This is a genomic window from Proteus vulgaris, assembly GCF_011045815.1.
Lineage (GTDB): Bacteria > Pseudomonadota > Gammaproteobacteria > Enterobacterales > Enterobacteriaceae > Proteus > Proteus vulgaris_B.
In genome coordinates, this window is the sequence record NZ_CP047344.1 from 1599869 (window position 1) to 1624034 (window position 24166).

General features: G+C 39.4%; 36 protein-coding genes. 31 read left to right on the forward strand and 5 right to left on the reverse strand.

Going from position 1 to position 24166, the window contains the following annotated elements:
* Nucleotides 1-20 precede the first annotated feature (20 nt).
* The 10 genes from GTH24_RS07330 to GTH24_RS07375 all read left to right on the forward strand — a co-directional run bounded on the left by GTH24_RS07330 (nt 21) and on the right by GTH24_RS07375 (nt 5874).
* Complete coding sequence (locus tag GTH24_RS07330) at nt 21-227, forward strand: Cro/CI family transcriptional regulator (protein ID WP_006537203.1); 207 nt, start codon at nt 21-23, stop codon at nt 225-227.
* Between the two features lie 37 nt (nt 228-264).
* A complete protein-coding gene (locus GTH24_RS07335) occupies nt 265-741 on the forward strand; it encodes a YmfL family putative regulatory protein (RefSeq protein ID WP_036976726.1) in 477 nt (158 codons plus the stop codon).
* 261 nt (nt 742-1002) lie between these two features.
* Nucleotides 1003-1182 carry a DUF4222 domain-containing protein gene (locus tag GTH24_RS07340; RefSeq protein WP_164526159.1) on the forward strand — a complete coding sequence of 60 codons (180 nt, stop codon included), beginning with the start codon at nt 1003-1005 and terminating at the stop codon, nt 1180-1182.
* A gap of 8 nt (nt 1183-1190) precedes the next feature.
* Nucleotides 1191-2255: a helix-turn-helix domain-containing protein gene (locus GTH24_RS22130; RefSeq protein WP_241254047.1), complete on the forward strand. Its 1065-nt coding sequence runs from the start codon at nt 1191-1193 to the stop codon at nt 2253-2255.
* A gap of 21 nt (nt 2256-2276) precedes the next feature.
* Entirely contained in the window at nt 2277-3083 is an 807-nt protein-coding gene (locus GTH24_RS07355) for a KilA-N domain-containing protein (protein ID WP_164526160.1), read from the forward strand.
* Nucleotides 3080-4105 (forward strand): DUF968 domain-containing protein, encoded by a 1026-nt coding sequence (locus tag GTH24_RS07360; protein ID WP_164526161.1) that lies wholly within the window; start codon nt 3080-3082, stop codon nt 4103-4105. Before GTH24_RS07355 ends, GTH24_RS07360 begins: the two co-directional genes overlap by 4 nt.
* Before the next feature lie 27 nt (nt 4106-4132).
* Nucleotides 4133-4531, forward strand: a complete 399-nt coding sequence (locus GTH24_RS07365; protein WP_164526162.1) for an antiterminator Q family protein — start codon at nt 4133-4135, stop codon at nt 4529-4531.
* Nucleotides 4532-4871: 340 nt separating this feature from the next.
* Nucleotides 4872-5084, forward strand: coding sequence for a transcription antiterminator/RNA stability regulator CspE (gene cspE / locus GTH24_RS07370; protein WP_004244726.1), 213 nt, complete (start codon nt 4872-4874; stop codon nt 5082-5084).
* Nucleotides 5085-5091: 7 nt separating this feature from the next.
* Nucleotides 5092-5232 carry a hypothetical protein gene (locus GTH24_RS22135; RefSeq protein ID WP_421667188.1) on the forward strand — a complete coding sequence of 47 codons (141 nt, stop codon included), beginning with the start codon at nt 5092-5094 and terminating at the stop codon, nt 5230-5232.
* 183 nt (nt 5233-5415) lie between these two features.
* Nucleotides 5416-5874: an Hsp20 family protein gene (locus tag GTH24_RS07375; protein ID WP_164526163.1), complete on the forward strand. Its 459-nt coding sequence runs from the start codon at nt 5416-5418 to the stop codon at nt 5872-5874.
* Between the two features lie 286 nt (nt 5875-6160).
* Here GTH24_RS07375 and GTH24_RS07380 read toward each other — a convergent pair whose 3' ends face one another.
* From GTH24_RS07380 to GTH24_RS07390, 3 genes are all read right to left on the reverse strand, one after another.
* Complete coding sequence (locus GTH24_RS07380) at nt 6161-7273, reverse strand: FRG domain-containing protein (protein ID WP_164526164.1); 1113 nt, start codon at nt 7271-7273, stop codon at nt 6161-6163.
* 766 nt (nt 7274-8039) lie between these two features.
* Nucleotides 8040-9368: a HEPN/Toprim-associated domain-containing protein gene (locus tag GTH24_RS07385; protein ID WP_164526165.1), complete on the reverse strand. Its 1329-nt coding sequence runs from the start codon at nt 9366-9368 to the stop codon at nt 8040-8042.
* 198 nt (nt 9369-9566) lie between these two features.
* Nucleotides 9567-10325, reverse strand: a complete 759-nt coding sequence (locus GTH24_RS07390) for a hypothetical protein (RefSeq protein WP_164526166.1) — start codon at nt 10323-10325, stop codon at nt 9567-9569.
* A 551-nt stretch (nt 10326-10876) separates the two neighbouring features.
* Between GTH24_RS07390 and GTH24_RS07395 the strand changes: the two genes are divergently transcribed.
* The 5 genes from GTH24_RS07395 (at nt 10877) to GTH24_RS07415 (ending at nt 12708) form a co-directional block, all read left to right on the forward strand.
* On the forward strand, nt 10877-11299 hold the full coding sequence (locus GTH24_RS07395) for a hypothetical protein (protein ID WP_164526167.1): 423 nt from the start codon (nt 10877-10879) through the stop codon (nt 11297-11299).
* A 65-nt stretch (nt 11300-11364) separates the two neighbouring features.
* A complete protein-coding gene (locus GTH24_RS07400; RefSeq protein WP_026090477.1) occupies nt 11365-11634 on the forward strand; it encodes a hypothetical protein in 270 nt (89 codons plus the stop codon).
* Nucleotides 11634-12104, forward strand: a complete 471-nt coding sequence (locus tag GTH24_RS07405; RefSeq protein WP_164526168.1) for a lysozyme — start codon at nt 11634-11636, stop codon at nt 12102-12104. The genes GTH24_RS07400 and GTH24_RS07405 overlap by 1 nt, the downstream gene beginning before the upstream one ends.
* Complete coding sequence (locus GTH24_RS07410) at nt 12086-12244, forward strand: hypothetical protein (protein WP_017628365.1); 159 nt, start codon at nt 12086-12088, stop codon at nt 12242-12244. The genes GTH24_RS07405 and GTH24_RS07410 overlap by 19 nt, the downstream gene beginning before the upstream one ends.
* A 2-nt stretch (nt 12245-12246) precedes the next feature.
* Nucleotides 12247-12708, forward strand: coding sequence for a lysis protein (locus GTH24_RS07415; protein WP_036976737.1), 462 nt, complete (start codon nt 12247-12249; stop codon nt 12706-12708).
* A 272-nt stretch (nt 12709-12980) separates the two neighbouring features.
* Here GTH24_RS07415 and GTH24_RS07420 read toward each other — a convergent pair whose 3' ends face one another.
* The gene (locus tag GTH24_RS07420) at nt 12981-13184 is read right to left on the reverse strand and encodes a KTSC domain-containing protein (protein ID WP_036937625.1); all 204 of its coding nucleotides are present in this window, start codon (nt 13182-13184) and stop codon (nt 12981-12983) included.
* A gap of 827 nt (nt 13185-14011) precedes the next feature.
* Between GTH24_RS07420 and GTH24_RS07425 the strand changes: the two genes are divergently transcribed.
* The 16 genes from GTH24_RS07425 (at nt 14012) to GTH24_RS07500 (ending at nt 23881) form a co-directional block, all read left to right on the forward strand.
* Nucleotides 14012-14596 (forward strand): BRO-N domain-containing protein, encoded by a 585-nt coding sequence (locus GTH24_RS07425; RefSeq protein ID WP_164526169.1) that lies wholly within the window; start codon nt 14012-14014, stop codon nt 14594-14596.
* Nucleotides 14593-14802, forward strand: coding sequence for a hypothetical protein (locus GTH24_RS07430; protein WP_108716960.1), 210 nt, complete (start codon nt 14593-14595; stop codon nt 14800-14802). The genes GTH24_RS07425 and GTH24_RS07430 overlap by 4 nt, the downstream gene beginning before the upstream one ends.
* A 31-nt stretch (nt 14803-14833) precedes the next feature.
* Nucleotides 14834-15241: a hypothetical protein gene (locus tag GTH24_RS07435; RefSeq protein WP_164526170.1), complete on the forward strand. Its 408-nt coding sequence runs from the start codon at nt 14834-14836 to the stop codon at nt 15239-15241.
* Nucleotides 15238-15576 (forward strand): HNH endonuclease, encoded by a 339-nt coding sequence (locus GTH24_RS07440; protein WP_164526171.1) that lies wholly within the window; start codon nt 15238-15240, stop codon nt 15574-15576. Before GTH24_RS07435 ends, GTH24_RS07440 begins: the two co-directional genes overlap by 4 nt.
* Nucleotides 15577-15694: 118 nt before the next feature.
* Nucleotides 15695-16162, forward strand: coding sequence for a phage terminase small subunit P27 family (locus GTH24_RS07445; protein WP_006537822.1), 468 nt, complete (start codon nt 15695-15697; stop codon nt 16160-16162).
* Entirely contained in the window at nt 16116-17849 is a 1734-nt protein-coding gene (locus GTH24_RS07450; protein WP_164526172.1) for a terminase large subunit, read from the forward strand. The genes GTH24_RS07445 and GTH24_RS07450 overlap by 47 nt, the downstream gene beginning before the upstream one ends.
* Nucleotides 17849-19117 (forward strand): phage portal protein, encoded by a 1269-nt coding sequence (locus GTH24_RS07455; protein ID WP_164526173.1) that lies wholly within the window; start codon nt 17849-17851, stop codon nt 19115-19117. The genes GTH24_RS07450 and GTH24_RS07455 overlap by 1 nt, the downstream gene beginning before the upstream one ends.
* Nucleotides 19118-19134: 17 nt before the next feature.
* Nucleotides 19135-19803, forward strand: a complete 669-nt coding sequence (locus tag GTH24_RS07460) for an HK97 family phage prohead protease (protein ID WP_164526174.1) — start codon at nt 19135-19137, stop codon at nt 19801-19803.
* 3 nt (nt 19804-19806) lie between these two features.
* Nucleotides 19807-20973 (forward strand): phage major capsid protein, encoded by a 1167-nt coding sequence (locus GTH24_RS07465; protein ID WP_087802799.1) that lies wholly within the window; start codon nt 19807-19809, stop codon nt 20971-20973.
* 38 nt (nt 20974-21011) lie between these two features.
* Nucleotides 21012-21311: a head-tail connector protein gene (locus GTH24_RS07470; protein ID WP_164526175.1), complete on the forward strand. Its 300-nt coding sequence runs from the start codon at nt 21012-21014 to the stop codon at nt 21309-21311.
* Nucleotides 21311-21640, forward strand: coding sequence for a phage head closure protein (locus GTH24_RS07475; protein ID WP_087802803.1), 330 nt, complete (start codon nt 21311-21313; stop codon nt 21638-21640). Before GTH24_RS07470 ends, GTH24_RS07475 begins: the two co-directional genes overlap by 1 nt.
* Complete coding sequence (locus GTH24_RS07480) at nt 21630-22103, forward strand: HK97-gp10 family putative phage morphogenesis protein (protein WP_087802806.1); 474 nt, start codon at nt 21630-21632, stop codon at nt 22101-22103. Before GTH24_RS07475 ends, GTH24_RS07480 begins: the two co-directional genes overlap by 11 nt.
* Before the next feature lie 5 nt (nt 22104-22108).
* Nucleotides 22109-22450 carry a tail completion protein gp17 gene (gp17, locus tag GTH24_RS07485; protein ID WP_087802809.1) on the forward strand — a complete coding sequence of 114 codons (342 nt, stop codon included), beginning with the start codon at nt 22109-22111 and terminating at the stop codon, nt 22448-22450.
* 9 nt (nt 22451-22459) lie between these two features.
* Complete coding sequence (locus GTH24_RS07490; RefSeq protein ID WP_017628356.1) at nt 22460-23125, forward strand: hypothetical protein; 666 nt, start codon at nt 22460-22462, stop codon at nt 23123-23125.
* Nucleotides 23126-23189: 64 nt separating this feature from the next.
* Nucleotides 23190-23606 (forward strand): hypothetical protein, encoded by a 417-nt coding sequence (locus tag GTH24_RS07495; RefSeq protein WP_164526176.1) that lies wholly within the window; start codon nt 23190-23192, stop codon nt 23604-23606.
* A gap of 44 nt (nt 23607-23650) precedes the next feature.
* The gene (locus GTH24_RS07500; protein ID WP_004251574.1) at nt 23651-23881 is read left to right on the forward strand and encodes a phage tail assembly protein T; all 231 of its coding nucleotides are present in this window, start codon (nt 23651-23653) and stop codon (nt 23879-23881) included.
* Nucleotides 23882-23905: 24 nt separating this feature from the next.
* Here GTH24_RS07500 and GTH24_RS07505 read toward each other — a convergent pair whose 3' ends face one another.
* On the reverse strand, nt 23906-24097 hold the full coding sequence (locus tag GTH24_RS07505; protein WP_004242485.1) for a YqaE/Pmp3 family membrane protein: 192 nt from the start codon (nt 24095-24097) through the stop codon (nt 23906-23908).
* Nucleotides 24098-24166 lie beyond the last annotated feature (69 nt).

Genomic DNA, 24166 nt, shown 5'->3' on the forward strand with positions numbered 1-24166 from the left:
AACTTATATTGGAGGTGCTTATGACAACTAATGAAGTTGAAGTTTACTTTGGTGATGCTAGCAAAGTCGCTAGTTTTTTTAAAATTACGCCAGAAGCCTTTTATCAGTGGAAGAAAAGACCAGGTCAATTAATACCTAAAAATCGAGCAATTGAAGCTGACTTACTAACAGAGGGAAAACTTAAATATAACCCTGAACTTTATAGAAAAAATACCAAAACAGCATAAGGCAATTAACTACCAATAAAAGATAGAGCAGGTAGATATGAGCAAACATTCAATTAAAGAAGTTATTAAAGAAATGTGCAAAGCACTGCCGGGTGGACGTTCTGCTATGGCTGGGGCTTTAGGTATGTCACTCGATACGTTTAATAACAAGTTATACGAAAAAAATGGCTGTCGTTTCTTTGATATTGATGAACAAGAAGCCATGGAAGATATTTCGGGCACTAAGTTGCTGGTGGAATATCACCTAGAACGTCATGGCATGAGTGCATTGCCAAAAATAGAAGCAGAAAAGATAGATCAAGTAGAGTTATTTGATATGCGAATGACATTGGCGGCTATGCAAGGATCACTCGCCGTTTTAATTCAAGAAAGCCTTGTTGATGGTGTTTTAACGGATGAAGAAATAGGGCGTATTTATCGAAAAGCAGGGAAAGTTTTTGCATATGCAATTGGGTTCTTGGATTCACTGAAAGTGTTATACGGTGAAAAACAGGAAGCGACTAAGAAAGGGTGAAGCCAAAGGTATACGGCCTCTGGCTTCGGTTGCCAATTTCAATGATGTGAAGAGAAATAAGCATGAGTAGATTAGCGCATCTAATACCTAAAAAGCAATTTCGCTGTTTACCCTTAACTAAAGAGGGAACATTTCGCTATGTAGAAAGCATACCGAGTGACAATCGATCACACAACTACCGAAAAAATATCGATTTGGTAGATAAGAGGACACTGAAAAAGTCATGGGCTGATTTCTATTTCTTGAGTGGAGGAAAATGCAATGCGAAATGAAGATCCCAATCGCCTTGATCGCTATTACAGAAATTCTCGAAGGCTCCTTGTTCATGTCATTCGTTATGATCGAGAAAAACAGCGCGTTATTTTTATGATTGATGGTTGTGAATACGAACAATGCGAGCCGGTTCAAAGATTTAAAGAGAGATATACCCGAGTTAAGTGAGGCCTCTTATGAGTGTTAAATTATCTAGTTATGTTTGGGATGGTTGCGCCCATGCAGGTTTAAAACTCACATCAGTCGCTATCATGGCAAGATTAGCTGATTTTTCTAATGATGAAGGTATTTGTTGGCCTTCTGTTGTGACGATTGCTCGCCAAATTGGTGCGGGCGAAAGCACGGTGCGCACAGCAATAAAACAGTTAGAAAAAGAAGGGTGGTTAACCAGCGAAAAGCGTAGAAAAGGCAATCGCAACGCAAGCAATATTTATCAGCTGAATGTAGAGAAACTATACCAATCAGCCAAGAAAGCACTTTCTCAACCAACAAAATCTGACGTGTCAAAACCTGACGCATCAGGATCTGACCCATCAAAATTTGTTGCATCAAATTCTGTTCCCTCAAAATCGAGCAAAAATAGGGATTTTGACCCGCCAGCTCCTGAGGGCGATCCATCAGTAACTTCAAAATATGAGCCATCAATAAATTATTCTTCGTCGCAGAATTCTGACGAATCCAGCGACCAGCCCAAAAATGATTTTTTAACTCGTTATCCTGAAGCTGTGATTTACAGCGCCAACTTTCAAAAATGGGGCTCCGCTGACGATTTGAAGTGCGCTAAATGGCTATTCAGTCGTAAATGCGAAGTGTTTCAAGAGATGGGATTAAAAACGCCTAAAGAGCCCAATTTCACTGATTGGGCTAATGATATTCGCTTAATGACAACGATTGATGGGCATACTCACAAAGAAATTTGCCAGTTCTATAAACGAATTACGCAAGATGATTTTTGGAAAAAGAATGTTCAGTGTCCTCGTACACTCAGGGCTCAATGGGATGATTTAACCTTACGTTTGGCGGGTAAGAAAAAAATCACAATCGATTCCGTAGAGCGTGATGAAACATTCCGGCTTATCTGGGGTACAGGTTGGAAACCTAAAAATAAAATCCAAGAATTAGCGGCTATTCAGGCAAAGAAAAATGGTCTAGGTCGAATGAATGAGGTTGCAGGTTTAGCTGCGTGGCGAGGTATTTGGCAACAAGTTGCAGAACAAGTTGCTCAGGAAGTTTTGCTATAAACGAGAGTGGAGAAAAATAACATGAATGGACTAATTGTTATTAATGGTGTTCAAATTCGTCGAGATACCGCAGGGCGTTATTGTTTAAATGATCTTCATCGAGTCTCAGGTGGTGAAAAACGGCATCAACCGTCGAATTGGAGTGCTTTGACTCAAACTAAAGAGTTGATTGATGAAATTTCAACCGCTCCTGAGATCACAGGAGCGGTTCCCATTGTGACTATTGTTGGTGGGCTTAACCAAGGAACGTATGTTTGCAAAGAATTAGTGTATGCCTATGCAATGTGGATAAGCTCATCATTTCATTTAAAAGTGATCCGTACTTTTGATGCATTGATAACACAGCAACACGGCGAAAAGTTAGCCGATAAAGTTCAAGCTGGAGTCATATTGCTTGAATCGATGGCAAAGAGCCTGAATTTCTCAAACTCTTCAAAATTAGGGGCGTATCAAAAATTACAAGTCATGGCAGGCTTACCCGAATTAGCCCCTGTGTATGCGATTGATGCGCCAAGCGGATCAATGGATGGTTCAAGTCGTCCAACAGTAGCTTTATCAACACTGATTAGAAAACATCAATTACCTATTTCAGCCCAACAAGCTTATAAGCGGTTGGCCGATCTCGGCATTGTTGAACGTTTATCTCGTCCAAGTACGAAAACCGCAAACAAAGTGAAAGAGTTCTGGTCAGTGACTGCGCGGGGCTGCCAGTTTGGGAAGAACATGACCAGCCCTAATAATCCTCGTGAAACCCAACCCCATTTTTTTGAAAGTAAAACGGATGAATTGATCCGTATGGTGATGCTGAATAAACAGGTGAGTGCATGAAATTATTATTAACCCCCTATATTCAGCCCGATCTTGGTGTTGTTTTATTGAAGCCTGAAGCGGAGTTGCTTGCGCAACTTAAACAACATTCTCGCGTAATTATTAGTGATGTACCAAAGAGTTTGAATAAATGGCCTTCTGGTGCATTAACAGGGAACGAACAGCCATTATTGAATAACAAGGACATTATTGGCTTTTTAAATAATGAAAAAGTGATCCAAGCTATGGGTGGGCTGTCATCGATGAATATGTGGATAGGCAGAAATATCCATTGCTGCCAGATTAACGATGAGCATGACAGTTATCATCATCATGAATTAACAACCACATGGCATAAAGACGGTGTGATACGAACCTGTTGGTATCATGATAATCATATTCGTAATTCATCAGCTGAGTGGGTTGCTGAGTTGGCTCATAAAAATCGTATTGCTTGGATGGTAGACACTATTCGTAGTCATTTGAGATTAGATGATAGCCATTCGCTGACGATACCTGATTTTTTTGCTTTTGCCGTAATGCATAAACTGGTTGATAAATTACCTGATGCCATATTGCGCCGTATTCTAAATTGGTCTGATAAACCTAAAGAGCGCAGGGTGCATGGCGGTTTTCCTGAAGCTGATATTGTTCCAAATGAAGTGACAGCGCTATCAGCAATGAATGAGCGTTTAGATGCTATAAAACCCGTTATTAATGTGACTGTCGATCCTGAACCTCCAGCCTCATTTCTTCTTAAACCTACAATGCGCCGTTGGGAGAATACCCAATGGCTTCAATGGGTAAAAACACAGTCATGTTGTGTTTGCGGACAACAAGCTGATGATCCACATCATATCATCGGCCATGGTATGGGAGGCATGGGAACGAAAGCTCATGACTTATTCACTATTCCATTATGTCGGCAACATCATGATGAGTTACATCGTGATCCCAAGTCGTGGGAAGCTATTTATGGCAATCAAATCGAATTGTTATTTTCTTTTTTAAACCGTTCATTAGGAATGGGGGCATTGGTTTAACGTGTATACGGCACGGGGAGTCTAAGTATGAGAGATATGCAGGAAGTTTTATCACGTTGGGGTGCGTGGTCAGTTAATGAGGGAAATAGTATCGATTACTCATCAATTGCCGCAGGTTTTAAAGGATTAATTCCAAGCTCAAGACGAAGCCGAGAGCAATGTTCAGATGATGATGGCTTAAAAATCAATAAAGCGGTATTACATTTAAAGGCAAATAATAGTTACTTGTTTCAGTTGGTTATTATGTACTATGTGAAGAATTATCCTTTGCGTTCAATGGCTTCAAAACTCGGCATTTCTCATAACGAAGTGGCTAAGCGATTGCAGACAGCGGAAGGATTTATTGAGGGATGTCTATCGGTTGATAACGTAAAATTAGATATGGATAAAATAATTAGAAAATACCATATTTACAGTCTTGCGTAATTACAAAACACAATATATTGTGTTAATGATAGTTTTGATGTTACACCTCTTATCTATTAAAAACCTCGTGAGTATAACGGGGTTGTATTTTTTATAGGTCTACTTAAGCTGATTTACCGCTAAAAAATAAAGTTTGCTATCTGCATTTTTCTATGGCTTAATAGCGTCACTGGTTTGGAAGTACAGACCTATTTATGTTAGTAAGTTTAAAGTTGTTCCCGTTTAGCGTTATCCTCGATACCTCTTCATTGTGAATTCCTTCTAATTAATTCCCATAAGTAAAAATACAAAACAAACCGCCTATGCCTTATGGCAAATTAAATAAATTAAAGGAAATTCTATGTCTAATACAATGACTGGTACAGTAAAATGGTTCGATGAAGGTAAAGGTTTTGGTTTTATTACTCCAGCTGATGGCAGCAAAGATGTCTTCGTACATTTCTCTGCAATCCAAAGTGATAGCTTCAAAACATTAGCTGAAGGCCAACAAGTTTCATTCACCATGGAAAATGGTATGAAAGGCCCAGCAGCAGGCAACGTGGTGGCTCTCTAAAGGCGCTATTACTATTCGCCTCTATTTTAAATGCCCAAGTTGTAGCGGTTCACAATATAGAACATCACAATTTGATGTCACAGTGAACAATCCACACGGCGCAAAATGTATCTTTTGCAAAAGTGTGATGACAGCACAAATGAGTTAAGCATTAAATAGTTGAATATACAAAACCTCGCTTCGGCGGGGTTTTTTGCTATCTACAATCCCATGTTGGTCAAAGATAAAAAATTTAGATTTTAGGGCTTGAAAAATACTTGCTCGTTCATATCTATATTTTGGGTAAATAAGATACCGCCCATAATTCACTAAATACTGAAGGAGGAGTTATATGCCTAACATTAAACCTTTTTCATTATTCCCAACATTATCTGACAACTTACTTTCAAATCGTTTTGATCAGATAGATCGCCTGTTTAGTCAGTTAACAGGCAGTAAGCCTATTGCATCACCTGTACAGACTTATAATTTGAAACAGATTGATGATAACCACTATGAACTGACAGTAAGTGTGCCTGGATATCAAGAAAATGACCTATCGGTTTCATTAAAAGGAAGTCGTTTATTGATTGAAGGGAAAAAAGAAGAAAAATCAGAAGAAGACAATGATAAATGGCTCCACCGAGGCATATCTCAAGGGCAATTTACGTTGCAATTCGACCTCGGTAAAAATGTTAAAATAGAAAAAGCCGATTTATCAAGTGGGCTTCTTACCATTGCTATTGAGTATGAGTTGCCTGAAGAAGAAAAACGGCAAACAATAGCGATAGAAAATAAAGATAAAAGATAATTGAGTTAGATAATGTGAATAAGATTAAGGCTACGCATAATGTGTGGCCTTAATTGTTTTTGTAAGAGCATTCATTCAAATTTGGGTTTGCAAAGTTTGTAAGCTGAACTCACAGTGAGTAGTGGAAATTCGCAATTCTTTTCACAGACACTTAGAGCACAACTTGCAAGATGAAGTGTAGCAAGGCTAGAACGCGTGATTTACCATCCAATTTAAGTCTAGCCTAGATGCTTTTCCGAATTTAGCTTTGAATATAATAAAAGAAAATTATCAATTTAGCATTATCTCAGATGACATAAGATTTGAGAATTTTATCTTTCATATAAGCTGTGTAGTTTGGTAGTTCGGGATATATAAAATCTCTGCTAATACCATAGCGTTCTAGTTCATCTTTGATAGGTTGTACATATTCATATTTGATGTTAATTTTCAGGCAATCATAAGATGAAATGCTTTTGAGATCACATTCGGTAGTCGAAATTGTGTTATCTGCTCCAAAATAGCTCGGTGTATATATTGGTTGGTCTATAATCGGTGAGAAAAGTAGCAACCCCTGCTGATTTTTTAACCTTTGATTGATTGGAAGAGGCGCTATTACCTGAAGTTTATCATTATAAATTCTGACAGCACTGTGGGATTGCCTGAAGTTGAATCCATCTTCTTCAGAAATGATATTTAGTGTATTAATAAGGTCCGTTTCGTTAACAGCATCAAAATGAAATAACAGTGAAGTGTAATCTGGATGAATATTATCCTTACATAAAAGAAGTTCTTCATTCAAATCCCATAGTTCATTTTCGTAGGCCTTCAGAATATTAAGGGCTTTATCTAAAGACTTGGTCGGACTATTTTCACGGACATATGGTCGTATCGATTGATAAAAATCATAGTATTTTTTATGTGAACGGTGCCACCGTTCTTCAAAAGCACTACTAGATAATTCTGTGTAACCACCTTTTAAAATAAACACTGAGACATCTTTGTCTTCCTTACATTTCTCCGTAGCAAAATAGAGTGAAACCAGTGGGTTTCTGGTAAGATCAACCACTCGTGTTGGTAATTCATAATGCTGAGCCATCACATGCAAATCTATATCATTCAATTCATAACCTTTAATAATATTCATTTCAGAATACAGGATGAACTTATCTTTAAAGGTTTTGAATAATTCAGTTGCTAATCTTGATTGTGAGATTTTCAAGGCTTGAGCAACAGGCATATTTTTAACAGGATGCGGTTTAATGTTATTAGAATTTAGAAGACGGCAAAGGGAAGATTCTACTCCCCACTTTGAATCTGACTGTCCTCTAAAGTACAACTGGCTCCCTTTAGAAAGTTTTGTTATTTCATTGACGATTTTAAGCAGATCGCCCACACAGGTTATGTTATTTTCAACCATATTAATCCTTTTTTCGATGTTTTATGTCGTTAAGAGCATAGTAGCAACTTTGACCTCTTCAGACACCCTTATTATCGTTCAATAAACGATTTTCATTATGTCTTTGTGCCGAGATTCTAAACAGGACTCGAGATACTTGCATGGTCCGCTTTTGGCACATACCAGATCGTTCAGCCAAGAACTTAGGGTTATTGTTGCCATGTCTTTACCCGATATATGATTTGCTGGAACGTATTGAATTCTCGAGTAATGCTACTGATGCTCAATCCAGCGCTAATCCGTGTAATTGCTACAATTTTCTGTTCTTCACTCAGCGCTGAAAGAAGATCAAACTGTTTTCTGGTTGCTTTTGCTATCAAAATACCTGAGTGCGTACGTTCAAATAGTCGGTTACTCTCAAATTATCTACAGCTGAAATTACCCGCATGGTCATTCTTTCGAAAATAGCTAGGCGTTAACAAGGGATGTGGATATTTTGTTGCTCTTGCGTTAAATGAATGCTGGCATTCCCGCTGTCGTGTCACGACGTTGAGTGTTCCAAAATTCATAGGAAATAAAAAATGAATATTCGCAATTAGATTTTAACTCTCAGGCTAGCTAGAGACAAAAATGAGCGCAATGGATCCGATGTGGAAAAGTTTGGAGACATAGCTTAGGAGCAGGGGGAAGCGACTTCACTCCAAAAGAATACTCTCCATGAAAAAGTGAAATATTTTATTGGCCACTGTAACATCGGCTGACTCATGCAGCCACACATGAGATCTTTTTAGTCTGGATATTGAGCATCTACTTGATTTTTTCGAATCTCTGACGAGATTTTTGAACATGCATTGATCAATTCATCTAAAACAATAGCTAGTTTGGAGAAGTTATATTTGTTAAAATTTTCTGTCCCTGGTTTTAACTTCATAAATTTTTTCGTGTAATAGTCTTTATTTTCTAGCGCACCTTGATATGCACCGCTTTCCTTTTTGTAATTTGACCATCGAATTTGTGCTTCTCCATATTCAGAGAATGTTAGATCCAAATAACATTCAATCGCTACTGCTCGACCATTGATGTTTTCGTGAGTAACTCCGTGAGGTCCAATAGCTGGAAATTGATCGAAATCAGTAAGGTCAGGAAGATGAATGCAGTTAATATTGTGAGGAAATGTGAGTTGGCAGATTTTGTCATACGCTTCAATCCCTTCACAATCATTATCCAACACAAAAACAATTAAGTTTTGAATATCGATTTTTATGAGTCCAGCGGCGAATTTAACCAGATTTCCTGAACCAGTGAATGGGTATCCATCACTCATGTCGATAAAATGGAAGAAGTCTTCAATATTAGGGTGTAAAAGACGTAATGCATATTTAATGATGTTGGAGTCGGTGTTTCCCTCTGTGACAATGAGGAACTTGTCACGCCTGCGGGCATTCACCTGAATATCTTTTATATTCGCATAACCGGCGGCAACTAGATCCCCATAATTCCATGTGACGAATTCATTATGATTATTTGGGTTTTCAGCCAATATTCTCATTACAGAGTATGGGTGCAGTATGTTAACTAAAGTTCCAAAAGCAGATTTTTCAGACCAAGCGTTATCAAAGGTATTGTCATATTGAGGTATTCTGTTTAATAATTCACCGCCATTAAATCGGCCTATGATAAGCTCGCGCTCTTTTTGTCTGTCCTCTAAACTAATATAATCATCGTTTAGTTCATTGATGTTTACGCTTTTGATGAAGTTAACGAATTCATCAAAGCTCATCATATTATTAATTGGTTTTGAATATTTTGGAAGTGATTCGTTGAGGTTCTCCAGATACTCTATTTCACCTTTAACAATGAGTTCATACTCATAGCGTATATTTTCAAGGGTGAAGCCCAACAACTCCAACCGGAAAGCTACTTGCTTCAAAGGTTTACGCAACACAGTATGACACAGAATATCATCAGAAGTGTAGCCGTCTTCATCTTGATCTTCATCTAGTGGGTTGACGTGATGATCGTCATTTTGAAATAGTCCTCCATGATCTATCCCTAGAAAATTCTTACTCGAATCAAGCTCCATACCTGACACTTCAAGAGAAATAATCGTACCCATAGCTCAACCTTTAAATGGTATTTTTAGTAGTACCGTAATATTATCATGAGTACGCTTGGAATACGAAAAATGCCTGTTTTTAAGCAGGCATGATGGGTAACTTTTAGTGAGGAGCCGACATTTTCCTAAATGATGGAGTAGGAACACCTCTAAAAAGGAATGGTCTGTTTTGTCGAGATATTTATGCCATATCAGATTTTATGGTTCTGGATGCTTTATTTGAAGATCTGAAATTGCAGTATTTTTTATATTCTGTAGCGCAGTGTTAATGGCGCTTTTTATTCTCTCGCCATACTCATCAGGTTGTTCATAAGCTGTCGGTGAAGGATCGAAGCCGATACTCGAAATAAGCGTTTCCAAAATAACTGTGATATTTTCATTGAGCAGAATAGCTCTAGTTATTAATACTTCAGCTAATGATGTCATAGCATTGCTGAGTTTTTGTTGTAATTCATTGTTTTTGACTTGAAAATCCTCTGCGCCTATTGCTTCATCGAGAGCTGTATGGGCCTGTTGAATTTCTTTGTAGAAATGTTTTTCTTGTTCCTCGTTGAAATATGGTTGATAGCTATTGGCGATCCAATAGGGGGTCATATGAAGCTCAATGATATGAAATTCGTTGTCTACCCATTTTTTTATATTGAATAACTGGGCATAAATAGTTTCATATAGGTCATATTTTTTCTGCCATATTTGTTGTGATATCCATAATTCTGAAGATATTTTTTTCTCTATATTTTTGATTGTGCTAGTGTTTATTGATAGTTGTTTTCTTAGCGTTTCGTAGTTTGCATTAATTGCTGTAATTTTTCCTTTTTCATGAAAAGTGGAAACTAGGTAACTCATAAGGAGCGATGCAACAATGAGTGCGAAACACAAATAAAAAATCTCCATTACTGAAATATTCGAAGTTTGTAATGCTTTTATGAGCTCAAATAATTGCTTTTCTGTAAGCACAGTTTTCCCCTAAATGGAAATTATATAGATATTTTAATAAGTTAACATAAATATTTTATTTTGTGAATCCGTACAAATTTACCCAATAAACTCCTTATAAAATGGTTCTTTAATCATTTGTAAATGACTATCCTCTGAACTTCAATATCATTGTTTTGGTAATATCTACAATTGGCACTGAGCGGGCTGTCAAATTAGATTTAGACTTGAATCATTGTTGTGTTGAGCGAATCTAAACGGATACATCTAAATTTTAAGTATGCGAGGTTTTTACTTAACTCTCAATAAAAAAATGCCGATACGCTAGGAGTCATATCGGCATATAAAATAAACGCAAGAAGCAATGTAATGTCGTACTAATTCGTATAAAACCTATCAATTTGATATGCATGTAATGATAATTATTCTCATTAATATATTCAACCCTAAATTAAATAAGGTTGCTTTGTAACCTTTCCGTCTACGCCGACCACAGAGTCAACACCCACTTATACCGTTCACACGAGAGCTGTGAGTCGGCACCTTATTAACTAAATAAATCGGTAAATGTTATGTCAAAAGAGATAAGCGAATTACAGTTTAGTCTTCACTACGCCTCAGAAACAGACAGCGAAATGAATACCTCTGCCATTTTAACGGCGAATATCCATACGGCTGATGGTGAAACTCAACAACTGACGCAATTAATTTGCACGACATCTCCCGCAGGTAAAAAACAATATCGAATCGGTACACAAAAAATTAATGATGCAGGCGATCCATTGCTGGTGGCGATTGAATCTTATTGGCGCAAAAATACACAAGAGAGTTGTGTTTATTTGTTAGAGAAAGCGAAGCAATTTATTCAAGGACACTTACAACAAACGAATACATGGATATCCATGTACGGACTTGTGATTGTTTCTAATGCGTCACTTGAAGAGCAGTTGCCTGAAGGTTTATTAAAGGCACTTAAAGTATCAATGCCCGCCTAATTTTTATCGTTTCACTTTTAACTCTCTCACACTCATCATCAACGGACACTCCTTTGGGGGTGACTATGCGTATGGATAAATTAACCAATGTAACCTATGGAACAGCAGGCCTAACGGCATTTTTTGCCAGTCTCTCATTATATGAATGGGGATTTGTTATCGGGATGGCGTTTAGCATGGCCCTAGGTTTAGCTACTTATTTTATGACTCGTCGAGAACAGCGAAAACGCACTCAATTATTTGAAGAGCTTGTTCGTCATGTTGACCCACAAAACCCAACTGAAACATTAAAAAGACTTGCTGAATTAATGGTGAAAGCGCCAAAGGATATTTAATGTCTCTCAAACAGAAAATAGCTGCGCTAACAACTGCGGGAGCAACAGCAATTGCGCTAGTAGTGATAGCCCATTTTGAAGGTGTGCGTTATGAACCTTATCGTGATGTGGCAGGTGTTTTGACGGTTTGTTATGGGCATACAGGTAAAGATATTATTCAAGGTAAGAGATACACACAACAAGAATGTGATGCGTTATTACAAAACGATTTTATTAAGACACAACAGCAAGTCGATGCATTAATCAAAGTACCACTCGATGACTACACCAAAGCCGCTTTATATTCCTTTGCTTTTAATGTAGGAACGACAGCATTTGCTCACTCAACATTACTCAAGAAACTAAATGCAGGTGATAGAGCGGGTGCCTGTGAAGAAATAAAACGTTGGGTATATGCGGGTGGAAAGGTTTGGCGAGGGCTTGTCAGTCGTCGAGAGGCGGAGTCAGCACTATGTCATGGAAACCTTTAATCATCATTATCAGCTTTATCCTTGCATTACTCATTACAGTCGCTGGTGGCATTTATCTCTTGATTGATAACACATGTACTAAAGACCAAGTGAGTTTAGAAAAGCGCTGTCAGATTGCACTCTCACATCATCGGTACTAATCATGAAATACGGAAAACTCTATGCCGTCATTGCGATGGTAGGCATCATTGTGGGTGGCTATTGGGTGATTAACAGGCAAGCTAACAGGATTAATTCACTGATAGATACCAACAAAAAACTGACAGTGGCTCTCGAAGAACAGAAGTCTATTAATACTGATTATCAAGCACGCATAATGCGATTAAATCAGTTGGATATTCAATATACGCAGGAGCTAGCGAATGCTAAGAATGAAATTAGTCGTTTGCGTGATATTAGTGAGCGTCATCCTGAGCGGGTGTATATCAAAGCCGAGTGCCCAAAAAGCAAAACCACTTCCGCCACCAGCTTGGCTTATGCAACCACCGCCCGACCTACTGACACCGCTCTCCGAAATTATTGGTTACTCAGAGAACGAATTGCAGAGTCAGAGCAAATGATTAAAGGGTTGCAGAATTACATTAGAGTGGAGTGTGTGAACTAAAAAAAAGCCCTACGTAGAGTACGAGGGCAAAACTGAAATTTGTCGAAAAAATATCAATCTTAATAAAGATAGCACTTATAAGTGAATATACCTATAGTGCGGCAAAAATATTATTTTAATAAGTGGTTACAATATACTTAACATTAATTTGCTAAATAGTTTTAATAAGTCAGATGGAATGATTCTTATTTGTGTTTTTGTTTTCTTTTAAAAAAGATATTTTTTGTGATAAAAATAAGAATAATAATATTAAATGGTAACTATAAGGTTATTTAATTATAAGGGTATTTATGTTCAATCATGGCATGAAAAAATTTTTTTTTAGAATTTGATGCCATTAAACCTTGGTAAATACTGAATGGTACTTCCTTATATCGATATTGTTCTCCATGTTTACAGTCGATTTCTAGCATTTTAGTTTGATAATCGTAAGCAACAGAAATAATTTTAGATGATGCAATGTAAATTTTGTCCATTAGACTAATCACTATTAATAAAAATAAAATGGGATAAAATAAAAGAGTAAATAAATTTTTACTTTAGTAACTTTTAATATTAGTAAAAATATTCAACTTATTTTTATATAAAGAAGAAATATGAGTTAAATTTATTATTTGTGTGAAGCTTCTCACATTAGAGATGAAAAATAAGTTCCAGCATCACGCATGGACAAAATTAAATAAAGAACTTCTCAAGAGGAATATAGTGATATTAATTCAGTATCGCTTTGTTAAGCAAATAAGCGAATTGAATACTTTCAATTGTTTTTTTAATTAACTATTGAATACAAATAAAATAACCCTGCGAGTTTGAGTTTACCGTGGGGCTAAATTTAAGCGAAAAATAAATACCTATAAATCATACCGCTACTCTTATTTCAATGCCAATAGAAATAGAAAGCGTCGCGTTGTCGCCGTCTCCTATGTTAGCCATGACCTATTTTATTTCTCGATAGAGAGCGCATAGTGAGAGTCAAAAACAACGAATACCACCGTTTTGTTATTTTTCGGTCATTATCAGCAACGTCAGCTGTAGGTAGAAGAAGGGGCGTGACGATGGAGAGACATCAATATATTTAATTCTACAAACGTCATTTATTTAGTGACGTATATGGATAGCCATCAGTTAACCGCTGGTGGCTTTTTTTATACGCATTTCATCGCTCATTCACAGAGCAATTCAAAAAACGTCGAATCCGATCACTTTGATATGAGCCTTCGAGGAAGTCAGTTATAGCTGGCGAGCTTCGACGGGCTGATTTTCTATGTGAACGAGGGTTCATTTCAAATGAAGGTAATACGCTATGAATAAATCCTTAGTTTTTAAAGGTAACAAAATCACCCCATTTGATAATGGTGATGGAAAAATCTGGTTTACCAACAAGCAACTTTCAGAATTACTTGGGTACAAAGATGAGTCATCAGTAATTCGTATCTTTAATCGAAATAAAGATGAATTTACCGACGGCATGTCTCAGACGGTCAATTTGACCGTTAGTAATAAAAACAATGGGATGCAAAATAAAAGAGTGAGGATATTTTCGGTTAGAGGTGCTCATTTGGTCGGTATTCTCTCTAAAACTGATATTGCTAAAGCACTTCGACGCTGGCTACTAGACTTGGCAGAGAAGGAGTCAAAACCTCAAGTAGAGCTAGCAAATCTTGATATGGATGAGCTCAAAAGCCTTACCATTAACGAAATGCAAAATAGATTAGTAGCAGCGGATAATTGGTCTTTCGAAAATTTTGGCAAGAAAGGTAGTGACCTGATGAATTTGCGCAAGCGTCATTTGAAGAAAATACGTAAAGCAAAGAAAGCCATTATTGATTTATCACAACTTACTTTACCTGATATGGGTGATTTTCCAGATGGAGGAGAACCCGCATGAACCACGAACAATTTATAGAAAAGAACATACAGGCCGAGTTAAAGAAGCTCGGCTTTTCTTTATCTGTCACCCAGAGAGCAAGCTACATGGCAGTAGATCATTATCGCCGAATCGCTCAAGCGAGTAAAAAAGGAAGAATGTTTGATGATTGCTTGCATATCGCCAAAGTATGGGCGAGTAAATTTGCTAAAGAGAAAACCAAATAGACCCTAGTGGTCTTTTTAATTGGAGAACATTATGTCAGACAAAAAGATTAATTATGAGGCAATAGGTCATTGTGTTTACTTGCAAAAAGAAATATCTCAGCTAATTGAAGAGAGAAGCAACCTATATAAAGAATTCATAGCGATTTGTCATTCAGGGCAATTTCCTTATACAGATCCAAGAAACACAAAAATCATCGATTTAAATAGTATTGATAAGCCAGCTAAATTGCTAAAAAAAATACATGAGATAAATCAAACTATCATCACACTAGCAACCACTCATAATCAATGGGCGGATAAGGCTGATTATGAACATTATGCTATTAGTAGTGATCATTCTTTAGGTTTTAGTACGTCTAGTGACGCTATATTCAAAGGAATTATTACCTGCAATAAGCAATCATCAATAGAAACTGATGTTGTCAGAAACAAAACATGAAAAAACGCAATGTCTATGGTGGTCGCTGGGCTAAAGTGCGATTAGCATTTCTTAATGAACATCCACTTTGCGTCATGTGCCAAGAGCAAGGACGGATTACTGCTGCCACAGTGGTTGACCACATTACTCCGCATCGTCTTAAAGAAGCACTTGAATCAGGCAATAAAGAACGTATTGCAAAAGCTAAAACCTTATTCTGGGACACAAAGAACTTCCAAAGCTTGTGCGAATTGCATCATAACTCAACCAAACAACGTATCGAAAAGAGTGGCAAAGTCATTGGCTGTAATGCGGATGGCATTCCACTTGATCCCAATTCTCATTGGCATCAATAACACCATGAAATACAGGGTGGGGGCGGGGTAAAAGTTCAAACACTTTCGCCCTGATTACCTAGCGCCCTCATTTGTGTGCACAACCGCGAAATGAAAAGTTTTTTTCTGGGAGGTTCCGATGGCAGGAAGACGCCCGAAACCGACCCACTTGAAGGTGGTCACCGGTAATCCGGGAAAACGAAAACTCAACGATAAAGAACCCCAACCTAAACGTGAAATTCCAAGCCCACCCGAACATTTAACGGATTGGGGGAAAATGGCGTGGGCAAAATTAACCTTATTACTCGATGGAATGGGCGTTTTAACCGTGGCTGACACGCTGGCATTAGAACGGCTGTGTGATATCTACGCTGATATTCTTCAATTGCGAGACACCATTGCCATTGAAGGTCGGACATACACCACAAAAACGCAATTAGGGGATTTTTTAATTAAAGCGAATCCTGCCGTAGCCATGTTGGCTGATGCAGATCGCCGTTTTAAAAGTTATTTAGTCGAGTTTGGTTTAACCCCCGCCGCTCGTTCGAAGGTGAAGATGGATGGTGGAGAAGAAGAGGAAGATCCGCTCAACCAATATTTCGGTTGATCCCGCAACGCAATACGCGCAAGACGTGCATCAAGGCAAAATCTTAGCGGGGCCTGATATTCGTCATGCATGTGCACGTCATCTCAAAGACTTAAACGAAGCCGAGCAACGGGGATTAGTCTGGGATGTCGAAGCCGTCAAAAGAGTGATCGACTTTTTCGCGAAAGTCTTAAAGCTCAATGGCGGGGAACATGAAGGTAAACCGTTTATTTTATTGCCTTGGCAATGCTTTGTGATTGGCTCCATTTTTGGCTGGAAAATGACAGACGGCACACGTCGATTTCGCATGGTGTACGTTGAATCAGGTAAAGGTTCAGGAAAATCCCCGATGGCAGGTGGCGTTGGGTTGTATTGTTTAGTCGCCGACAGTGAACCGCGTGCCGAAGTGTATGCGGCAGCCACGAAAAAAGACCAAGCCATGATTTTGTTTCGTGATGCGGTGGCGATGGTTGAGCAATCTCCTGCATTAAGTCAGCGGATCACCAAATCAGGCGGAACAGGCAAAGAGTGGAACTTGGCTTATTTGAAAACAAGTTCATTCTTTCGCCCGATTAGCTCAGATGATGGGCAATCAGGGCCTCGTCCCCATTGTGCGTTGATAGATGAAATTCATGAGCACAAAAATAATACTGCCGTTGAGATGATGCGAGCGGGCACAAAAGGCCGGCGACAAGCCTTGATATTTATGATCACCAATAGTGGCCATGATAAAACCAGCGTGTGTTATGACTACCATGAATATGGTCGAAAAGTTGCCGAAGGCACTATCGAAGACGACAGCTTCTTTTCCTATATTTGCTCACTGGACGAAGGCGATGATCCCTTTAAGGATGAGTCTTGCTGGGGGAAAGCCAATCCGTCACTGGGTTACACCTTTTCTGATCGCTACTTACGCGAACAAGTGACACAAGCTCGAGGTATGCCCGCAAAAGAAAGCATTGTGCGTCGGCTTAATTTTTGTCAGTGGGTGGATGCCGATAATCCGTGGATTAACAGTGAAACATGGATGCAGTGTGAAAACACGTTCACCTTCGATGATCTTCAAGGTGAAGAGTGTTATGGCGGATTGGATTTATCAGGAACCAAAGATTTAACCGCATTAGCCTTGTATTTTCCTCGCCTTAAACGTCTTTACGTTGAATTTTGGACACCCAAAGACACCTTATTGGATAGAGCGAAAACCGACCGAGTGCCTTACGACTTATGGGTAAGGCAAGGCTTTATGCATACCACGCCAGGGAATGTGGTGAGATATGAATTTGTGGCAGAACGTATTGCTGAAATGGCGATGCACGTCAGCATGAGAGCCATTGCCTTTGACCCTTATCGCATTAAATACCTTGAACCCAAACTCGATGAAGTGGGTGTGACGGTTCCTTTAACTCCGCATGGACAAGGATATTACAAAGCCAAAGATTCAGGGCTGTGGATGCCACACTCTATCGAACTGTTTGAACAGCTAATTGATGACAAGAAGATTGAGATCCACACCAATCCTTGTTTGAGATGGAATGCCGCATCCGCTGTGCTTGAGGCTGACCAAAAAGATAACCGCGTCTTTGCCAAGAAAAAAAGCACTGGTCGAATTGATGGTGTGGTGGCATCAGCAATGGCGATTGGTGCTGCGGAAGGTGAGGTTGATAATGGCAACCTTGATGACTTTTTCTCTAACCCATTGAGTATGTGATGACAGATAAACAATATTCAATCGATTTGCGCACTAATCATGGTTGGTTTGCGCGTCTGGCTTCCTTCTTTATTGGGGGAAGGCTCGTGACACCTGAACAAGGTTCACAATCAGGAACTATCTCAGCGCAAGGCTCGCTTGGTGATTCTTCTGTAAATGATGAGCGAATACTCCAAATATCAACGGTTTGGCGTTGTGTTAGCTTAATTTCGACGTTAACGGCTTGTTTGCCACTGGATGTGTTCGAAACGGATAAACAGGGAAATAGAACCAAAGTTGATTTAAGTAACCCATTGGCTCGATTACTGCGATATTCGCCCAATCAATATATGACAGCTCAAGAATTCCGAGAGGCAATGACTATGCAGCTTTGCTTTTATGGTAATGCTTTCGCGTTGATTGAGCGAAATAAAGTCGGTGATGTGATCAGCTTGCTTCCTCTGTTGTCTGCCAATATGGATGTGCGCATGGAGGGGAAGAATATTATCTATAAATATCAGCGTGATCATGAATTTGCGAAATTTAAACAACATGAAATTTTTCATTTAAAAGGGTTTGGTTTTAATGGGTTAGTTGGATTGTCGCCTATTGCTTATGCGTGTAAGACAGCAAGCACGGCCGTTGCGATGGAAGATCAACAACGTGAGTTTTATGCCAATGGGGCTAAGTCTCCTAAAATTCTAACAACGGGTGATAAGGTATTAAATAAAGAGCAACGTAGCCAACTTGAAGAGAATTTCAAAGAAATTGCGGGTGGCCCCGTTAAAAAGCGATTGTGGATCTTAGAGGGGGGATTTCAAGCACAAGATATTGGTGTTAGTCCTCAAGATGCAGAAACAATGTCTTCCCGCAAATTTCAAGTCAGTGAATTAGCCCGTTTCTTTGGTGTTCCACCGCATTTAGTCGGTGATGTTGAAAAATCAACCAGTTGGGGAACAGGTATAGAGCAACAAAACTTAGGTTTTCTTCAATACACCTTACAACCCTATATCTCCCGATGGGAAAATTGCATTGCGCGTTGGCTTCTAAAACCACCTGAAGTGGGTAAATACCATGCTGAACATAACCTTGATGGATTATTGCGTGGCGATTCCACTTCACGCGCTGCGTTTATGAAAGCGATGGGAGAATCGGGACTAAGAACCATTAATGAAATGCGGCGGCTTGATAATTATCCTCCTCTTGACGGTGGGGATGTCGCTTACCGGCAAGCACAATATTTACCGATAAACCAACTCAATAAAGAGCCTCACGAAAGTGGGGCTTAATTATTTATGGGGGTTCAATGCCTGATATTAGAAAAACACTGAATTTTGATGAAGCGGAAATCAAATTTACGGGAGATGGCACACAAGGCGTTTTCGAAGGTTATGCCTCCGTATTTAGTCATCAAGATCTCGATGGTGACATTATTTTACCCGGTGCATTTAAGCATGTTTTAGATAAGCAAAAACAAAAAGTTGCTATGTTTTATAACCATCGAGTCTGGGAGCTTCCTGTGGGGAAATGGGAGTACATGGAGGAAGATCAAAAAGGATTACGAGTGAGAGGACAACTGACACCCGGTCATAGTGCGGCTCAAGATCTAAAAGCGGCAATGAAGCATGGCACGGTTGACGGGCTTTCTATCGGATTCGGTTGTCTGCGTAATGACTTTGAGCGAACACCTTCAGGTCGTATTTTTAAAAATATCTCCCTGTTACGTGAAATCAGTATTTGTACATTTCCCGCTAATGACCAAGCACAGGTTTCATCACTCAAGAGCATCGATGGGTTATTAACGATCCGAGATATTGAGGATTGGCTGAGAGAGTCAGCCGGTTTATCAAAATCAGAAGCAGTCGGTTTTATTTCCCGCTTCAAATCCGTTATTCGGAGTGAGTCCGATGACACTCAACAATCCCTAGTCGCATCCATTGTTAATCAAATTAATGCATTTAATCTGAAAGGATAGAATATGTCTGACTTAGCTATTATCCAAGAAGCCATCGAAGGATCACAAAAAAAGGTGCAAGAGCTCTTCGATGCACAAAAGAAAGAAATTGAAGCTACTGGCGCAGTTTCAAAGCAATTACAAACAGATTTAGTCTTAGTTCAAGAGGAATTAAAAAAAGCCGGTGAACGTCTGTTTGATTTAGAGCAGAAAGGGGCAACGAGCGCTGATGATCCTAATGTGAAAAAAGATTTTTCTGAGCGAGCAGCAGAAGCGCTGACAAAATCATGGAATGGGAGTCAGGCTTCTTATGAAGTGAAAACTTTTAATAAATCATTAGGCAGTGATGCGAGTTCAGCCGGTGTTCTCATTCAGCCGATGCAAGTACCGGGTATTATTATGCCGGGTATGCGTCGTTTAGTTATCCGCGATTTATTAGCACAAGGTCGTATTTCCAGTAACTCACTGGAATATGTACGCGAAAAATTGTTTACCAATAGCGCGGCACCCGTGAAAGAAAAGGCACAGAAACCAGAATCTAATCTGACTTTTGAAAAACAAACGGCAAATGTGATCACTATTGCTCATTGGATCCAAGCGTCTCGCCAAGTGATGGATGATGCTGTGCAGTTACAGTCTTACGTTAATAATCGCTTATTGTATGGCTTAGCGTTAGTGGAAGAGGAGCAATTACTTAATGGTGACGGTACTGCGGATAATTTGACGGGGATTAATCATGTTGCCACTGCCTATGATACCACGTTGAGTGCTACGGGTGACACGCATGCTGATCTGATTGCTCATGCCATTTATCAGGTGACAGAATCTGAATTTAGTGCCTCCGGTATTATTTTAAATCCTCGTGATTGGCATGCCATTGCGTTAATGAAAGATAAAGAAGGGCGTTATATTTTTGGTGGCCCACAAGCGTTTACTTCAAATGTAATGTGGGGATTACCTGTTGTTCCCACAAAAGCACAAAAACAAGGCGAGTTTACTGTTGGTGCATTTGATTTGGCGTCTCAAGTATGGGATCGAATGAATGCAGTTATCGAAGTGAGTCGAGAAGATCGTGATAACTTTGTGAAGAATATGCTGACCATTTTGTGTGAAGAGCGTTTAGCATTAGCCCATTATCGCCCTCAAGCCTTAATTAAAGGAACTTTCCCAACGTCTGGAAGAAGTGCTTAAGTAATAGGTCGGGGTAGGTAACTATCCCGTATTACATCATGAATATCTTAGATGTCATTCCTCTTTCTTTATTAAAACAGCATCTCGAATACAGCGGTGATGATCGTGATGAGCAGATTATATTTTATGCTCAAAGCGCATTAAATTATTGTTTGAGATGGTGTGATGAACCCACATGGAAATCACCTGATGATATCCCTTATGAAGTGAAATCGGCCATGCTTTTGGTGCTGGGGGGTATGTTTGAACATCGAACTAGTCAAAGTGAAATTCCGTTATATGAAAATAAAGCAGTAGAACGATTGCTACTGCTTTGTCGAAATTGGCGAGGTAGTTAATGGATCCGGGACGATTACGCCACACTATTCATATTCAAAAATCAGTATTAGCGCCTGATGCCATCAGTGGCAATGATGTGATTTGGACGGATCATGCGACAAAAGTACGTGCAGCGATCATGCCTTATCAAGGGCGGGAATATTTTCAAGCCCAGCAAGTACAAAGTGAGGCCACAACGCGAATTCTTATTCGCTATATCGCTGATATCGATACCTCAATGCGTATTGTATGGGGTAAGCGAATATTTAATATTATTTCGATTATTGACCCTTATGAGCGTCATCGTGAGCTTCAATTAATGTGCAAAGAGGGCGTGAATGATGGGTGAAATTAAAATCAGTGGATTGTCTGAACTCGCTCAACGAATGCAAGACATCGCCCGTAAAACTAGAAATCAAAGCGCGCGTAAGGCGATGAATGTAGGGGCTTCGGCGTTAAAAGAAGAAATCAAACATCGAGTACCTATTCTTAAGGAAACGGTGCCTCATCGACGCAAAGGCACCATCAAGCGCAATATTCGTTCTAAAACGAAAGTGCAGCGCAATGGGCAAGTTAAAACGCGCATTTGGGTGAAATCATTATCGGGTAAAAAGGTGTCTGCCTTTAAACAGGCAACGGGAAAAAGTGCGGCATTGAACCCGAATGATCCGTTTTATTGGTGGTTTGTCGAGTTTGGTACCGCCAAGATGCCCGCACAACCGTTTATGCGGCCCAGTTTTGAAGCGAAAAAGGAAGCGACGGCTAAAGTGATTGTTCAAACACTCAAAGAGGACATTGAAAAAGTAAGGTAGAGATCATGATACAGCAATTAAAAGAGACCCTTTCACCGCTTGTCGATGGAAGGGTTTTTTTTCAGGTATTACCTGAAGGCAAAGGGCATTATCCCGCCATTGTGATCCAGTTTGCCAGCATCACGCCTAACAGTGCGCTGGAGGATACGGATTTAGACAACTATCGCGTGCAACTTGATGTGTATGCGCCACAACCACAACCTCTCATGGTCTTGCGTAAAAAAATCGAGGCTCAGATTATCGAGGCAATCCCATTTGCACAACGAATGAATGCGGTCTTTGGGTATGAAGCGGATGTCAAATTGCATCGGCTTGTTCTTGAATTAATGATTTCATCAGATAAATAAGGAATGGATATGGCAAAGTCAAAAAACCATAAAGCGACGCCTTTCCTCGGCACGAAGATCTTTGTGCAAACAGGCTTAGGGGAGGCGATGACAGTGACGGAAGCGACGTTATCACCCGCAACCATTACCATCGCCAATAATAAACTGAAAGCGGATGACATGATTATGTTATCGGGTTTAGGGGAGTTAGATGGGCGTTTTCCCATTGCACAGGTTGATGGCAATAAAGTGACCCTGTGCGACGAAGTGGATTGGAGTGATAAAACGCTACCTACGGATTTTTCAAACGCCAAAGCACAACGTATTCAATGGTCTAATAATTTCTGTGCGGTAAAAAGTTTCAGTAAAGACGGTTCGACAACCGAACAAATTGATGTCACCACCATTTGCAGTGATGGCAAGGAATATGAATCCGGTGATACGGAATACGGCTCAATTAAATTGACCTTCTTCTTACGTTATAGCTCCAGTGATGTGCAGCGACTCTTGCGTAAATATGAAAACAGCAAAGAAAAATTCGCAGTGAAAATGGTCTTAACGCGAGATGAAGGATCCATGTTTTATTACGGCTCCGTCGAGACAGGTATGAACATTGATGGCAGTGTAGGGCAAATGATGGATTCGGGGATCTCGATTAAATTGTCTGGCCGTGATTATTTGAATGTGAAGAAATAACCCCTTAATTCATCCACCTCATTATTTCTCTTCTCCCTTCTCGATAAAAAACTTAGGAGTGATTATGTCTAACGCGTTATTGCGTGAATTAGTGTTAAACCAAGCACTGAAAGTGACGCCTTTTACCTATTTAGACAACACTTTTTATGTCAAAGAGCTGGATGTTGGCACCATGAATTACATTCAGCGCAAACTTCGCCAAATTAAAATCAAGCTCGCCGAAGCGCAGGATATTTACTTAGACGAAGACGATCCCGAACAATTTAATGAGGCGATAAATCGTGTCTACGATGAATATGATGTTGCCAGAATGCTGGCCTTTAAGTTGTGTAATGAAAAAGGAGAGCTGCTTTTTGATGCTGAAAATGAAGCAGATTTAAAAGGTCTTAATCGTTTAGGGCAAGGATTCTCTAATGCGGTGTTTACGGCCGAAGCGGGGAACAGCGAAAAAAACTCGGAGACCGACGACAATTCCAACTGATATTGTCGTTGGCATTGGGAAAAACCCTCGCGGAAATAGAGCAAATGCCTGAAAGCCACTTGTGTGAATATGAGGCCTTTTATCGCAAACAGCCCTTTGGTTTATGGCGAGAGGATTATCGGATGGCACAAGTGGCACATCTTCTCGCGATGATAAATCGTGATCCGAAAACGTCTCCGCCTGAATTGATGGATTTTATGCCGATGTGGAAGAAGAAAATCACGGAAGAAGAGGTGTGGGATAATGTCACTGAGAGTGTATTAGCTAATCGATAGCCCCACATCAGTGGGGCTTAATCGTTAACCACCGCGAGACATTTTCTCAATTTTTTTGTCCGTATTATATTGAGAAAGGGCATAAACCGACCAGATAGCCGCAGGGATCCATCCAATTAAGGTGATTTGTAGGATAAGGCAGAAGATGCCAGCAAATGGGCGACCAATCGTGAAAAATTGTAACCAAGGTAGTAATAACGCCAGAATAAGTCTCATAAAACCCCCTCTATTATTCGAAATTTCAGTTTATCAATAATTAAATCAATAGCAAATAACAAGGAATAT

Coding starts and splice junctions, on each gene's coding strand:
- GTH24_RS07330 (WP_006537203.1), top strand. CDS start 21: ATGACAACTAATGAAGTTGAAGTTTACTTTGGTGATGCTAGCAAAGTC.
- GTH24_RS07335 (WP_036976726.1), top strand. CDS start 265: ATGAGCAAACATTCAATTAAAGAAGTTATTAAAGAAATGTGCAAAGCA.
- GTH24_RS07340 (WP_164526159.1), top strand. CDS start 1,003: ATGCGAAATGAAGATCCCAATCGCCTTGATCGCTATTACAGAAATTCT.
- GTH24_RS22130 (WP_241254047.1), top strand. CDS start 1,191: ATGAGTGTTAAATTATCTAGTTATGTTTGGGATGGTTGCGCCCATGCA.
- GTH24_RS07355 (WP_164526160.1), top strand. CDS start 2,277: ATGAATGGACTAATTGTTATTAATGGTGTTCAAATTCGTCGAGATACC.
- GTH24_RS07360 (WP_164526161.1), top strand. CDS start 3,080: ATGAAATTATTATTAACCCCCTATATTCAGCCCGATCTTGGTGTTGTT.
- GTH24_RS07365 (WP_164526162.1), top strand. CDS start 4,133: ATGAGAGATATGCAGGAAGTTTTATCACGTTGGGGTGCGTGGTCAGTT.
- cspE (WP_004244726.1), top strand. CDS start 4,872: ATGTCTAATACAATGACTGGTACAGTAAAATGGTTCGATGAAGGTAAA.
- GTH24_RS07375 (WP_164526163.1), top strand. CDS start 5,416: ATGCCTAACATTAAACCTTTTTCATTATTCCCAACATTATCTGACAAC.
- GTH24_RS07380 (WP_164526164.1), bottom strand. CDS start 7,273: ATGGTTGAAAATAACATAACCTGTGTGGGCGATCTGCTTAAAATCGTC.
- GTH24_RS07385 (WP_164526165.1), bottom strand. CDS start 9,368: ATGGGTACGATTATTTCTCTTGAAGTGTCAGGTATGGAGCTTGATTCG.
- GTH24_RS07395 (WP_164526167.1), top strand. CDS start 10,877: ATGTCAAAAGAGATAAGCGAATTACAGTTTAGTCTTCACTACGCCTCA.
- GTH24_RS07400 (WP_026090477.1), top strand. CDS start 11,365: ATGCGTATGGATAAATTAACCAATGTAACCTATGGAACAGCAGGCCTA.
- GTH24_RS07405 (WP_164526168.1), top strand. CDS start 11,634: ATGTCTCTCAAACAGAAAATAGCTGCGCTAACAACTGCGGGAGCAACA.
- GTH24_RS07410 (WP_017628365.1), top strand. CDS start 12,086: ATGTCATGGAAACCTTTAATCATCATTATCAGCTTTATCCTTGCATTA.
- GTH24_RS07415 (WP_036976737.1), top strand. CDS start 12,247: ATGAAATACGGAAAACTCTATGCCGTCATTGCGATGGTAGGCATCATT.
- GTH24_RS07420 (WP_036937625.1), bottom strand. CDS start 13,184: ATGGACAAAATTTACATTGCATCATCTAAAATTATTTCTGTTGCTTAC.
- GTH24_RS07425 (WP_164526169.1), top strand. CDS start 14,012: ATGAATAAATCCTTAGTTTTTAAAGGTAACAAAATCACCCCATTTGAT.
- GTH24_RS07430 (WP_108716960.1), top strand. CDS start 14,593: ATGAACCACGAACAATTTATAGAAAAGAACATACAGGCCGAGTTAAAG.
- GTH24_RS07435 (WP_164526170.1), top strand. CDS start 14,834: ATGTCAGACAAAAAGATTAATTATGAGGCAATAGGTCATTGTGTTTAC.
- GTH24_RS07440 (WP_164526171.1), top strand. CDS start 15,238: ATGAAAAAACGCAATGTCTATGGTGGTCGCTGGGCTAAAGTGCGATTA.
- GTH24_RS07445 (WP_006537822.1), top strand. CDS start 15,695: ATGGCAGGAAGACGCCCGAAACCGACCCACTTGAAGGTGGTCACCGGT.
- GTH24_RS07450 (WP_164526172.1), top strand. CDS start 16,116: ATGGTGGAGAAGAAGAGGAAGATCCGCTCAACCAATATTTCGGTTGAT.
- GTH24_RS07455 (WP_164526173.1), top strand. CDS start 17,849: ATGACAGATAAACAATATTCAATCGATTTGCGCACTAATCATGGTTGG.
- GTH24_RS07460 (WP_164526174.1), top strand. CDS start 19,135: ATGCCTGATATTAGAAAAACACTGAATTTTGATGAAGCGGAAATCAAA.
- GTH24_RS07465 (WP_087802799.1), top strand. CDS start 19,807: ATGTCTGACTTAGCTATTATCCAAGAAGCCATCGAAGGATCACAAAAA.
- GTH24_RS07470 (WP_164526175.1), top strand. CDS start 21,012: ATGAATATCTTAGATGTCATTCCTCTTTCTTTATTAAAACAGCATCTC.
- GTH24_RS07475 (WP_087802803.1), top strand. CDS start 21,311: ATGGATCCGGGACGATTACGCCACACTATTCATATTCAAAAATCAGTA.
- GTH24_RS07480 (WP_087802806.1), top strand. CDS start 21,630: ATGATGGGTGAAATTAAAATCAGTGGATTGTCTGAACTCGCTCAACGA.
- gp17 (WP_087802809.1), top strand. CDS start 22,109: ATGATACAGCAATTAAAAGAGACCCTTTCACCGCTTGTCGATGGAAGG.
- GTH24_RS07490 (WP_017628356.1), top strand. CDS start 22,460: ATGGCAAAGTCAAAAAACCATAAAGCGACGCCTTTCCTCGGCACGAAG.
- GTH24_RS07495 (WP_164526176.1), top strand. CDS start 23,190: ATGTCTAACGCGTTATTGCGTGAATTAGTGTTAAACCAAGCACTGAAA.
- GTH24_RS07500 (WP_004251574.1), top strand. CDS start 23,651: ATGCCTGAAAGCCACTTGTGTGAATATGAGGCCTTTTATCGCAAACAG.
- GTH24_RS07505 (WP_004242485.1), bottom strand. CDS start 24,097: ATGAGACTTATTCTGGCGTTATTACTACCTTGGTTACAATTTTTCACG.